The following is an 11,758-nucleotide window of genomic DNA, read 5'->3' as shown; positions in this document are numbered from 1 at the left end:
CACAGCGCGGTGCCATGATCGCGGCATGGGTCACACCGCAGCATCGTCGGCGTCGAAACCACAGCTGGTGCAGACCGTGGAACAGCTGCGGGTCATTGTCGGCGTACCCATCCAACGAGTGGCCGACAAGGTCGCCGATCGGTTGTCCTCGGTGCACCGGGAGTGGATCGCGAGGAGTCCGTGGGCGGCGCTGGCCACCACTGACTCCGGTGGCAATCTCGACGTCTCACCCAAGGGCGACACCCTGCGGATCAACGGGACGGCCCGGATCGTCTGCGACGCAGATTACTTCGACGACATGATCGTCAAGGGCAACCGCCCCATCCTGGCCCTGGAGGTACGCGTCGAGGAGGTCTTCTTCCACTGCACCGACCTCGCCGAACTGCAGGAACACTATCGACCCGAGAACTACTCGGCGCGCCTGTACCGGTCGTGACCATCACCATCCGCCCCGCGGTGGCCGCCGACTGCGTCGAGATCGCCGAGATCTACCGGTACTACGTGGACAACACGGTCATCACGTTCGACTACGACTCGCCGACCGCTGCGGCCTGGGAGACCAAACGTGCCGGAATCGTCGCGCGGCGTTGGCCTTTCATCGTCGCGGTGGACAGCACCGACGGCGCACCGGGTCCTGATCGGGTGGTGGGGTTTGCCTACCTCGGTGATTTCCGTGGCAAGCGAGCGTTCGATTGGACCACCGAGGACACCATCTACCTGCACCCTGACGCCACCGGCGCAGGCCTGGGGTCGATGTTGCTGACGGCGTTGTTGACCGACCTGGACACCACCGCGGTACGCCGGGTGATCGCGGTGATCGCGGAGTCACCGGCGTCGATCCGCTTGCACGCCAACGCCGGATTCGTCGAGTCGGGCACACTGCACCGCGTGGGTTTCAAACACGGCCGCTGGGTGGACTGCGTGTTCATGGAGTACGACGTGCCCGGGGTCGATGGTCCGCCACCGGTCTGATCGCCTGCTGCGGTCAGGGGTGCTCAGCGTCGCCGTGATCGATGGTCGGATCTTGATCCAGTCCCGACAGTCCGTTCCAGCACAGGTTGACCAGGTGCGCGGCGACCACTTCCTTGGCTGGTTCGCGGACGTCGAGCCACCACTGCGCGGTCACCGACACCGCACCCACCAGCGCCTGGGCGTATAGCGGCGCCAGGCTGGCATCGAAACCGCGGCGCTCGAAATCGCCGGCCAGCAGGTGCTCCACCTGCCCGATGGCGTCGTTGAGCAGGCTGGAGTACTTCGCGTCGGCGCCGGTGCTGGGTGAGCCGTGCACCAGGATGCGGAAGCCGTCGGTGCGCTCCTCCATGTAGGTCAGCAACGCCAACGCGACCTTCTCCACCCGGATGCGTGAACGGTTCTGGGTGAGCGAGGCGGTGATCATCTCCAGCAGGGTCTCCATCTCCCGGTCGACCACCACGGCGTACAGGCCCTCTTTGCCGCCGAAATGTTCGTAGACAACGGGTTTGGACACCGATGCGCGTTGGGCCACCTCCTCGATGGAGGTGCCCTCGAAACCGCGCTCGGCGAACAGCCCGCGCGCCACCTCGATCAACTGCGCGCGCCGCTGCGCACCGGTCATGCGGGCGCGAGGCGCTGCGCCGGTGTCGCCGTGTTGCTGGTTGGGCATGGTTCCCCACTGTGGTGCGTGGTCGTCGATGGTCACAAGACCTTCAGCACCCTATTCGACATCAGCGAGCAGGCCCACGTCAGATCTCTACCCTGGGCAAAGAGACGTCGTGGACAACAAGTGAAACGCTGACCCCCGCTGCGGGCAGGTATGTACGTGCAACCGACAACAAGGGATCACCTTCTCGTGGCCGACAGACCCCCGCCCGTCCTCAACCAACTCCTGGTCGAAGAGCTCTACACCAGCACCGCACACCGGCTGCACAATTACGTGGCCCGCCGTGTCGGGGCGACCATCGCCGACGACATCGTCGCCGAATCGTTCCTCATCCTGTGGCGCGAACGAGCTGGACAGCCCTGCGACGCCGACGCAGCACGGGCCTGGCTGTTCGGCGTGGCCACCAACCTGGTGCGTCGACACGCTCGGGACGAGGAGCGTCGCCTGCGAGCCGGGATTCGCGATCACCGAGCCGAGTCGCCACCCGAGGACGACTTCGACCGGGCCACCGCCGAACTCGACTCACGGGCGTTGGCCGGGCCACTGCGCCGCATGCTCGCCGACCTGCCCACCAACCAACGCGACGTGTTGATGCTGGTCGCCTGGGGCGATCTCACCCCCTCGATGGCCGCAGCCGCGTTGTCGATTCCCGAGGCGACCGCCCGTTCCCGACTGCACCGCGCCCGAAACCGCATCAAATCCAGCCTCAACACCTATCTGAAGGACCGCTCCCATGGCTGACCACGACATCACCGACGCTCAGCTCGACTCCGCACTGGCCCACCTCAACGAACAGGAACCCACCATGACCCAGCAGGCGTTCGACAACGGACTCACCAGGCTGCGCGCGGCCACCACCGAAACAGCGGCACCCCAGGACGAACTCCATGAACGCCGCCACCGGCGTGTCCGGCCGGCGATGGTCGCCGCTGCATCGGTGGCCGCCGTGGCCGCAGTCGCCGTGGCCGTCCCGCTGTTCAGCACCTCGAACTCCGCCCCCGCCTCGGCGGCCACGCTGCTGGAGAACACCGCCGACCGCACCACCGATTTTGCCCCGAACCCATATCGCCACATCACGATTCGCGAAGTCGGCATCACCGTCGGCCAACCCGGCAACACCGCCTACCGCGAGTCCACCATCACCGAGCAGTGGACGCCGCTGGACCCCACCTCCACCTGGGTCCTGCGTCAGCAGCTGGCCGCGCCCTCCCAGTGGCTTGCCGGGCGCGCCGGAGCCGGAGCCCCGCCCGCCCCGATGGTGGCCGGTACCTACAAAGCGAGCTGCGGGCGGTTCAGTTACACCGCAGGCGTGGACCGGTGCGCCCAGACCGGCTGGGACAACCCGCAGCCCAGCTTCATCAAGACACTGCCCACCGAACCGACCGAACTGTTCAACCGGCTGGTCCGCGACGCCGGTGGGATGAAGCCGGCCGCGATCTTCGACCTCGCGCAGGAATCGCTGCAGAGCGGGCTGCTGCCCGCGCAGAACCGGGCCGCATTGTTCCGGGCCCTGGCCAAGGTCAAGGGCCTGACGGTGACCTCCGACCGGGTCACCCTCGACGGCCGGACCGGGACCGGGGTGGGTGTGCGCATCGGCACCGACGACCACGAGATCGTCATCGACCCGGGAACCGGCAACTACCTGGGCTCGCGTGTCGTGGTGGCCGCCGACGACGGCGTCCTGCAGGCCGGCACGGTACGCCAATCGAGCAGCGCCACAGTCGAATCGGTGTCGACGGCCCCCACCGCGTAGTCCGGCGTCGACGCAACAACCCCCGAGTCCACGATGGACTCGGGGGTTGTTGGCAGGTCAGGGGCTGCGGATGCTCGCTCGAGCTGAGCCAGCGCAGCCGGGCCCTTGGCTCCGCCACCAGGACTCGAACCTAGAATGCCTGAACCAAAATCAGGAGTGTTGCCGATTACACCATGGCGGACCGGCACCCGAGGGCGCCGACTGAGATTGTGCCACGAGTGGCACGCTGCAGTCTGCTTGCGATCCGGTCAGTCCTTGGGACCGCCCGCGACGTAGAGGACCTGACCGGAGACGAAGCCGGCACCCTCGCTGGCGAAGAACGACGCAGCATGGGCGATGTCGTCAGGTGCCCCCACGCGGGCCACCGGAATGGCGGCAGCGTTGGCGGCGATGAACTCGTCCCACTCCATGCCGACCCGCTGGGCGGTGGCCTTGGTCATGTCGGTGGCGATGAAGCCGGGGGCGATGGCGTTGGCGGTGACACCGAATTTGCCCAGTTCCAAGGCCAGGGTCTTGGTGAAGCCCTGCATGCCGGCCTTGGCGGCAGCGTAGTTGGCCTGGCCGCGGTTACCCAGGGCCGAGGTGGACGACAGGTTGATCACGCGACCGAACTTGGCCTCCACCATGTACTTCTGGGCCGCCCGGGTGACCAGGAATGCACCGCGCAGGTGCACACCCATGACGGCGTCCCAGTCGTCGACCGACATCTTGAACAGCAGGTTGTCGCGCAGGATGCCCGCGTTGTTGACCACCACGGTGGGCGGACCCAACTCCGCGACGATGGTGTCGACGGCAGCGGTCACCGACGCCTCGTCGGAGACATCGGCACCCACCCCGATCGCCGTTCCGCCCGCCTCGGTGATGGCGGCCACGGTGTCAGCGGTCGACTCCTTTGTCAGGTCGAGTACCGCCACGGCCAGACCGTCGGCGGCCAGACGCTGCGCCACCGCCGCCCCGATGCCGCGACCAGCTCCGGTCACAATTGCTGTTCTGCGTTCGCTCACTATCTCGACCTTTCCCGCGACTACCGGGGTCTCGGCTGACTCCCTGGCTGTGGACAGTTCTACCAGTGCGTAGGATCGCACCCGATCACGCTCGGTAGCGCCCCGCACGTCAGGAGTCATATGTCCATGTCGACAGCGTCAGGGTCGACAGGTCCGAGGACTGGCAGCGGCTCCACCGCAGCGCACGGTTCACCCGCGGCACCCACCACCGGTGCCATCCCAGCCGGTCGACGACCAGCCCCGCGCGCCACGGCCGATACCGTCACCGCCCGCCGTGCCATCCCCTCGGCCGTCCTCGTGCTCGCCGCCGGGGCGGGTACCCGGATGCGCTCGAGCACACCCAAGATGTTGCACCGCATCGCCGGACGCACCCTGCTCTCCCACGTCCTGCACGCCGGCGCCGGCATCGACCCCACCCATCTGGTGGCGGTGATCGGCCACGAGCGCGAGCAGGTGGCCGCAGCCTGCGCCGACATCTCCGCCACCCTGGGCCGTCCGATCCGCACCGCGGTACAGGAGGTGCAGAACGGGACCGGTGGCGCCGTGCGCGCCGGGCTCGCGGCCCTGCCTGAGGACTTCCGCGGCATCGTGGTGGTGACCGCAGCCGACGTGCCGCTGCTCACCGGGCACGCATTACGCGCCCTGGTCGATCACCACATCGGAACCCGCGCGCAGGTCACGTTGATGACCTCAACCGCAGCCGATCCCACCGGCTACGGCCGGGTGTTGCGCACCCAGGACGGCCAGGTCACCCAGATCGTCGAGGAACGCGACGCCACCCCCCAACAGCGGCGCATCACCGAGGTGAACTCCGGGGTCTACGCGTTCGACTCCGACGTGTTGGCGGCAGCGCTGAGCCGACTGACCACCGACAACGCCCAGGGCGAGATCTACCTGACCGATGTGGTCGCCATCGCACGATCCATGGGAAAGACAGTGCACGCCAACCACATCCGCGATGCTGCCCTGGTCGCCGGATGCAACGATCGCCTGCAGCTGTCCACGCTGGGGGCCGAACTCAACCGCCGCATCCTCACCTCGCTGATGCTGTCGGGCGTCACCGTCGTCGACCCCAGCCACACCTGGGTGGACGTCGACGTACAGGTGGGTGTCGACGCCACCCTGCTACCGGGCACCCAGCTGCACGGTTCGACGGTGATAGGTGAACACGCCGTGATCGGACCCGACACCACCCTGACCGACGTCGTCGTCGGCGAGGGTGCGCACGTGATTCGCACCCACGCAGACTCGGCACGCATCGGCGCCGGTGCGCAGGTCGGTCCGTTCGCCTATCTGCGGCCGGGAACCGACCTCGGCGCCGACGGCAAGATCGGCACCTTCGTCGAGGTCAAGAACTCCACCATCGGCACCGGCACCAAAGTCCCGCACCTGACCTACGTCGGCGACGCCACCATCGGTGAGCACAGCAACATCGGCGCCTCGAGCGTGTTCGTCAACTACGACGGGGTGAGCAAGAACCGCACGGTGATCGGATCGCACTGCCGCACCGGGTCGGACACCATGTTCGTGGCCCCACTGACCGTCGGTGACGGCGCCTACACCGGTGCCGGTACCGTTCTCACCCGGGATGTGCCGCCGGGGGCACTGGCGGTGTCGGGCGGACGCCAACGCAACATCGATGGATGGGTCGAGGCCAAACGACCCGGCACCTCTGCGGCGCGGGCCGCCGCGCAGGCGCGCGGCGAGCACGGAACACCCCCCGAGGACACCCCCTCACCGGATATGACACCACCGGATATGACACCACCGGGTGAACCGGCACCGAAGACAGGAACGGACGAGCTGTGAACTGGACGACCGACAATCAGAAGAACCTGATGCTCTTCTCCGGCCGGGCTCATCCCGAGCTGGCCGACGCCGTGGCGGGGGCACTGGGTATCGAGGTCACCCCGCAGACCGCGCGCGACTTCGCCAACGGCGAGATCTTCGTCCGGTTCGAGGACTCCGTCCGCGGCTCGGACGCCTTCGTCCTGCAGAGCCATCCCGCGCCGCTGAACAAATGGTTGATGGAGCAGCTCATCATGATCGACGCGCTCAAGCGCGGATCGGCCAAGCGCATCACCGCGATCCTGCCGTTCTACCCCTACGCCCGCCAGGACAAGAAGCACCGCGGTCGCGAACCGATCTCGGCTCGCCTGGTCGCCGACCTGCTCAAGACCGCAGGCGCCGATCGCATCATCACCGTCGACCTGCACACCGATCAGATCCAGGGGTTCTTCGACGGTCCCGTGGACCACATGCACGCCCAGGGGCAGCTCGCCGACTACGTGCGCACCCACTACGGAACCGCCAACCTCACCGTCGTCTCGCCCGACTCCGGTCGCGTGCGGGTGGCCGAAAAGTGGGCCGACTCCCTCGACGGGGCACCGCTGGCCTTCATCCACAAGACGCGAGATCCGTTGGTGCCCAACCAGGTCAAGTCCAACCGGGTGGTCGGCGAGGTGGAAGGCCAGATCTGTGTGCTGATCGACGACATGATCGACACCGGTGGCACCATCGCCGGTGCGGTCCGGGTGCTCAAGGACGCCGGCGCCGGCGACGTCATCATCGCCACCACCCACGGGGTGTTCTCCGATCCGGCGGCCGAACGACTGGCCAACTGTGGCGCCCGCGAGGTGATCGCCACCGACACGCTGCCCATCGCACCGGAGAAGCACTTCCCCACCCTCACCGTGCTCTCCATCGCCCCGTTGCTGGCCCAGACCATCCAGCAGGTCTTCGAGAACGGGTCGGTGACCAGCCTGTTCAACGGCGTCGCCTGAGTTCGGCCCGATCAGATGGGCCAGGTGCGGATCTACCACAACCCGAAGTGCTCCACGTCCCGAAAGGCGTTGCAGCGCATACGCGATACCGGCGTGGAGCCAGAGATCGTCCGCTATCTCGACACCCCACCGACCCGGGCCGAGCTCGCGGCCATGATCACCGCAGCCGGACTCACCCCGGCGCAGGCGGTGCGTCGCCGCGAAGCACTGTTCGGTGAGCTGCAGCTCGCCGGCGCCGACGACGACGCCCTGCTCGACGCCATGGCCGAGCACCCACGGCTGATCGAACGGCCCTTCGTGGTCACCGACACCGGTACCCGACTGGCCCGACCGGTCGAGTCGATCGACGAGATCCTCTGACGAGAGACTGTTCAGCGGGCAGGCATCTGGGCGCGCATCGAAGGCACCAGCACCCCGATCACGCCGCGCCCGAACGCGCCGAGCAGATCACGCGCCGAGATCCGGTCGGTCCAACTGACGATCTTGCCGTCGACCACCGCCGCGGTGCCGCGCACCGAGACCTGCACCCGTAGCCGACCCCGGACGAAGGCATCGGTACGCGCGGTGAGCACGGTCGACCCGGCACAGTCGATGGAGTGGATGACGGCGTCATAGGTGGTGCGGCCTGCGGCGAGGCGTGTGAGTCGGCGACCCACCGCGGCTCGACCGGTATGCGCCGGTCGCCACCCTGCGCGGAAGGTGACATCGCGGCTGAGGAGGTGTTCGGCGAGTTCCACGTCGCCGAGGCTCAAAGACTGCAGGAACCGGATGGTGACGTCCTCGGGCGACCACAGCAGACAGTGGTGCTGCTCGATCGTCATCGCCGGCACCTCGCGTCCCGTGGTGGTGGTGGCGCCTGGATCCAAACGCCCGAACGCCCATGCTCCGCGTGATGCGCAACACCTCAGCCAACGCGACATGACAGCTCGGCAAACTTCTCGAAGTGGCGTGGCAGCACCCCGCTCCGATATGGTGACCGGCGTTGTCCCGGCGAGGGCCGATCCGCATCGGATCGGCCGTGATCGGCGTGGCGGATTTCGTTTCTCTCCCGGTAGGGGGTGTGGACGGCGTCGCCTGTGCTGCTCGCCTGGACCCACCCGCTCACGTCGGCCACCCGCGGTCGACGACCGACACAGGAGAAACACATGGCCACCCAGGCTAATCCGCTCGCCGTCACCGCCCGCGCGGAGCGCGGCAAAGGAGCTGCCCGCCGCGCTCGTCGCGCCGGCAACGTGCCCGCCGTCCTCTACGGCCACGGCAGCGACCCGCAGCACCTCAACCTGCCCGCCCTCGAGTTCGCCGCCATCCTGCGCAACAACGGCACCAACGCCGTCATCGAACTCGACATCGAGGGCACCAAGCAGCTGGCCCTGACCAAGCAGGTCGACGTCCACCCCGTCCGCAGCTACATCCAGCACGCCGACCTGCTGGTCATCAAGCGCGGCGAGAAGGTCACCGTCGAGATCACCGTCGTGGTCGAGGGCGACGCCGCCCCGGGCACGCTGGTCACCCAGGACACCAACACCGTCGAGGTCGAGGCCGACGTCATGTCGATCCCCGAGCAGATCGTCGTCTCCGTCGAGGGCGCCGAGATCGGCACCCAGGTCACCGCGGGCGACCTCGAGCTGCCCTCGGGCGTCACGCTCACCGCCGATCCCGAGACCCTCGTGGTCGCGGTCAACGAGGCTCCCACCGAGGAAGACCTCGAGGCCGACGGTGCCGGCGACGCCCCCGCCGAGGGCGAGTCGGAGAGCGCCGACGACGATACCGATGCCGACGACGCATCGGGAGACGACGCGGCCGACGAATAAGTGCACCTGATCGTCGGACTGGGCAACCCCGGACAGCGGTACTCGGCCACCCGACACAACATCGGCGCGATGGTCGCCGACGCGTTGGTGATGCGGGCGGGCGAGAAATACCGCGTGCACAAGCGTTCCGGCGCCGACACCGCCACGGTGTCGGTGGCCGGGACGTCGGTCCTCGTTGCCCGTCCGACCGTCTTCATGAACGAGATCGGCCGTCAGGTCGGCCCGTTGGCGTCGTTCTTCTCGATCGACCCCGAAGATGTCATCGCCGTGCACGACGAACTCGACATCGACTTCGGGTTGGTGCGCCTCAAGCGTGGCGGCGGCGAAGGCGGACACAATGGCCTGCGGTCGATGTCGTCGGCGTTGGGTTCGCGTGACTATCTGCGGGTTCGACTGGGCATCGGGCGTCCGCCCGGTCGACAGGACCCTGCCGACTTCGTTCTCAAACCGTTCGCCTCAGCCCAGCGCGCCGAGGTCGATCTGATGATCGCCAACGCCGTCGACGCCGTCGACCTACTTCTCACCCATTCACTCGAAGACGCCCAGAACACCGTGCACGCCTGGTGAGCCGGACTGTGGACAGACCACCGCACCGACACATTCACGACGCGCTCCACCGCAGTACCTAAGGGGAATTCATCATGGCCAGCATCAAGGTCAACGCCACCGTTCCGAACGTCGCGATGGTGGGGATCGGCGCCTACCGCCCGACCCGCATCGTCAGCAACGACGAGGTGTGTCAGACCCTCGACTCTTCCGACGAGTGGATCTACGAGCGCAGCGGCATCCGCAACCGCCGCTACATCAGCGGCGACGAGACCGCCCGGTCGATGGCGGTCGCCGCCGGTGAGCGGGCGATCATCAACTCCGGGATCCCGCGCGAAGAGATCGGGATGGTGCTGCTGTCGACGCTGAGCTGGACCACCAAGATCCCACACGGTGCCCCGCAGGTCGCCTACGACCTGGGAATCAACGGCGTCGCCGCAGTCGACCTGGCGTCGGGGTGTTCGGGATTCGGCTACGGGCTGGGGATGGCGGCCGACCTGGTGCGGGCCGGAACCTCGAAGTATGTGCTGCTGATCTGTGTGGAGACCCTGTCTGTGGTGCTCGAACCCACCGACCGCAGCACTGCCTTCATCTTCGGCGACGGCGCCGGCGCGGTGGTGGTGGGTCCCAGCGAGGAGAACGGCATCTCCCCCACCGTGTGGGGTAGTGACGGCGAGAACGGCGAGGCCATCGGCCAGAACCACGACATGCTCAGCTACATGGACCGCGCCCAGGAGTACCAGCGACGCGACCCCGAGACCGATCCGTTGGACCGGATGGTGGTCACCATGGAGGGCCCTCGGGTGTTCCGGTGGGCCGCGGTGACGTTGCCGCGTGCGCTGAAGTCGACGCTGGAGATCTCCGGGATCACCGCCGACGACATCGACGTGTTCATCCCGCACCAGGCCAACGCGCGGATCAACGAGTTGATGAAGAAGAACCTTGGCCTGCGCGACGACATCCCGATGGCCAACGACATCGAGAACACCGGCAACACCTCGGCGGCGTCGATCCCGCTGGCCATGGAGGAGATGTTGGCGACCGGCAAGGCCACCGGCGGTCAGACCGCGCTGCTACTCGGCTTCGGCGCCGGGCTGAGCTACGCGGGTCAGGTCGTCACCCTGCCACCGGCCCCGCAGATCACCTCGTTCTGATAGGACTGTCTGCGAGGAAAGGACTCCACCATGGCACTGATCTCAGACACCACCGGAACCCAGAAGGTCGGCATCCTGGGCATCGGTGCCTACCGCCCGTCACGAGTGGTCACCAACGACGAGATCTGCGAGCGGATCGATTCGTCCGACGAGTGGATCTACACCCGCACCGGCATCAAGACCCGCCGCTTCGCCGCACCGGAGGAGACCGCCACCACCATGGCCGTCGACAGCGGGCGCAAGGCCATCGCGAATGCGTTGATGCAGCCCGGTGACATCGATGCGGTCATCGTGGCCACCAACACCCACCTGCTGCTGGCGCCGGCAGCGGCCACCGATGTAGCCACTCAGCTGGGGGCCAACGGTGTTCCCGCATTCGACATCACCGCCGGGTGTGCCGGGTTCGGTCACGCGATGGCGGTGGGTGCCGACCTGATCCGCGGCGGCAGCGCCACCAACGTGTTGGTCGTCGGATCGGAGCGGCTGTCGGTCACCATCGACATGACCGACCGCGGCAACTGCTTCATCTTCGGTGACGGCGCGGGCGCGGTGGTGCTCGGTCCGGCCGAGGAGCAGGGCGTGGGCCCGGTGGTGTGGGGCAGCGACGGCTCGCAGTACAGCGCCATCAAGCAGGACATCGACTGGTACACCTTCCTCGAGGGTGACCGCGTGCAACGCCCGTACCTGCGCATGGAAGGCACCGCGGTGTTCCGGTGGGCCGCGTTCGAGATGGGCAAGGCCGCTCAGCGCGCGCTGGAGGCCGCCAAGGTGGGCGCCGAGGACATCGACGTGTTCATCCCGCACCAGGCCAACTCGCGGATCAACGAGTTGCTGGCCAAGAACCTGCACCTGCGCCCGGGTACCCCGGTGGCAGGCGACATCGAGTTCACCGGCAACACCTCGGCCGCCTCCATCCCGCTGGCCATGGAGAACATGCTCTCCACCGGTCAGGCCAAACCCGGTCAGACCGCGCTGCTGCTGGGCTACGGCGCCGGGCTGAGCTACGCCGCGCAGGTGGTCACCCTGCCCCCGGTCCCCTTCGAGTGATCTGTCGTGGTTTCTCCCGCC

The 11,758-nt window shown here is 67.6% G+C and carries 14 protein-coding genes and 1 tRNA gene; 11 read left to right on the top strand and 4 right to left on the bottom strand.

The window, feature by feature from the left end:
* Positions 1-25: 25 nt before the first annotated feature.
* Positions 26-436 carry a hypothetical protein gene (locus tag KIK15_RS07850; protein ID WP_214243622.1) on the top strand — a complete coding sequence of 137 codons (411 nt, stop codon included), beginning with the start codon at positions 26-28 and terminating at the stop codon, positions 434-436.
* Positions 433-972: a GNAT family N-acetyltransferase gene (locus tag KIK15_RS07845; RefSeq protein ID WP_214243621.1), complete on the top strand. Its 540-nt coding sequence runs from the start codon at positions 433-435 to the stop codon at positions 970-972. Before KIK15_RS07850 ends, KIK15_RS07845 begins: the two co-directional genes overlap by 4 nt.
* Before the next feature lie 13 nt (positions 973-985).
* Here the strand turns inward: KIK15_RS07845 and KIK15_RS07840 are convergent, their stop codons facing one another.
* Positions 986-1,642, bottom strand: coding sequence for a TetR/AcrR family transcriptional regulator (locus KIK15_RS07840; RefSeq protein WP_214243845.1), 657 nt, complete (start codon positions 1,640-1,642; stop codon positions 986-988).
* A gap of 186 nt (positions 1,643-1,828) precedes the next feature.
* Here KIK15_RS07840 and KIK15_RS07835 point away from each other — a divergent pair, with 186 nt between their 5' ends.
* Both KIK15_RS07835 and KIK15_RS07830 read left to right on the top strand, forming a co-directional pair.
* On the top strand, positions 1,829-2,380 hold the full coding sequence (locus tag KIK15_RS07835; RefSeq protein WP_214243620.1) for an RNA polymerase sigma factor: 552 nt from the start codon (positions 1,829-1,831) through the stop codon (positions 2,378-2,380).
* Positions 2,373-3,392, top strand: coding sequence for a CU044_5270 family protein (locus KIK15_RS07830; RefSeq protein ID WP_214243619.1), 1,020 nt, complete (start codon positions 2,373-2,375; stop codon positions 3,390-3,392). The genes KIK15_RS07835 and KIK15_RS07830 overlap by 8 nt, the downstream gene beginning before the upstream one ends.
* Positions 3,393-3,498: 106 nt before the next feature.
* Here the strand turns inward: KIK15_RS07830 and KIK15_RS07825 are convergent.
* A tRNA-Gln gene (locus tag KIK15_RS07825) sits at positions 3,499-3,573 on the bottom strand.
* 67 nt (positions 3,574-3,640) lie between these two features.
* Positions 3,641-4,396, bottom strand: a complete 756-nt coding sequence (locus KIK15_RS07820) for an SDR family oxidoreductase (protein ID WP_214243618.1) — start codon at positions 4,394-4,396, stop codon at positions 3,641-3,643.
* Positions 4,397-4,675: 279 nt separating this feature from the next.
* Here KIK15_RS07820 and glmU point away from each other — a divergent pair, with 279 nt between their 5' ends.
* The 3 genes from glmU to arsC are packed head-to-tail and all read left to right on the top strand — an operon-like array spanning position 4,676 to position 7,539.
* Complete coding sequence (gene glmU / locus KIK15_RS07815; protein ID WP_307851805.1) at positions 4,676-6,205, top strand: bifunctional UDP-N-acetylglucosamine diphosphorylase/glucosamine-1-phosphate N-acetyltransferase GlmU; 1,530 nt, start codon at positions 4,676-4,678, stop codon at positions 6,203-6,205.
* Positions 6,202-7,179: a ribose-phosphate diphosphokinase gene (locus tag KIK15_RS07810; RefSeq protein ID WP_214243616.1), complete on the top strand. Its 978-nt coding sequence runs from the start codon at positions 6,202-6,204 to the stop codon at positions 7,177-7,179. The genes glmU and KIK15_RS07810 overlap by 4 nt, the downstream gene beginning before the upstream one ends.
* 15 nt (positions 7,180-7,194) lie before the next feature.
* Positions 7,195-7,539 carry an arsenate reductase (glutaredoxin) gene (gene arsC, locus KIK15_RS07805; RefSeq protein ID WP_214243615.1) on the top strand — a complete coding sequence of 115 codons (345 nt, stop codon included), beginning with the start codon at positions 7,195-7,197 and terminating at the stop codon, positions 7,537-7,539.
* Between the two features lie 11 nt (positions 7,540-7,550).
* Here the strand turns inward: arsC and KIK15_RS07800 are convergent, their stop codons facing one another.
* Positions 7,551-8,000: a limonene-1,2-epoxide hydrolase family protein gene (locus KIK15_RS07800; RefSeq protein WP_214243614.1), complete on the bottom strand. Its 450-nt coding sequence runs from the start codon at positions 7,998-8,000 to the stop codon at positions 7,551-7,553.
* Positions 8,001-8,324: 324 nt separating this feature from the next.
* On the opposite strand from KIK15_RS07800, the gene KIK15_RS07795 reads away from it, so the two are divergent.
* The 4 genes from KIK15_RS07795 to KIK15_RS07780 all read left to right on the top strand — a co-directional run bounded on the left by KIK15_RS07795 (position 8,325) and on the right by KIK15_RS07780 (position 11,737).
* A complete protein-coding gene (locus KIK15_RS07795; protein ID WP_214243613.1) occupies positions 8,325-8,990 on the top strand; it encodes a 50S ribosomal protein L25/general stress protein Ctc in 666 nt (221 codons plus the stop codon).
* Entirely contained in the window at positions 8,991-9,557 is a 567-nt protein-coding gene (gene pth / locus KIK15_RS07790) for an aminoacyl-tRNA hydrolase (RefSeq protein WP_214243612.1), read from the top strand.
* Positions 9,558-9,631: 74 nt separating this feature from the next.
* A complete protein-coding gene (locus tag KIK15_RS07785; RefSeq protein WP_214243611.1) occupies positions 9,632-10,690 on the top strand; it encodes a beta-ketoacyl-ACP synthase III in 1,059 nt (352 codons plus the stop codon).
* A gap of 30 nt (positions 10,691-10,720) precedes the next feature.
* Complete coding sequence (locus tag KIK15_RS07780; protein ID WP_214243610.1) at positions 10,721-11,737, top strand: beta-ketoacyl-ACP synthase III; 1,017 nt, start codon at positions 10,721-10,723, stop codon at positions 11,735-11,737.
* Positions 11,738-11,758 lie beyond the last annotated feature (21 nt).

Source organism: Williamsia sp. CHRR-6, from assembly GCF_018474015.1.
Lineage (GTDB): Bacteria > Actinomycetota > Actinomycetes > Mycobacteriales > Mycobacteriaceae > Williamsia_A.
Note: the sequence above shows the minus strand (reverse complement) of the source record. Positions and strands in the feature narration are given on the sequence as shown.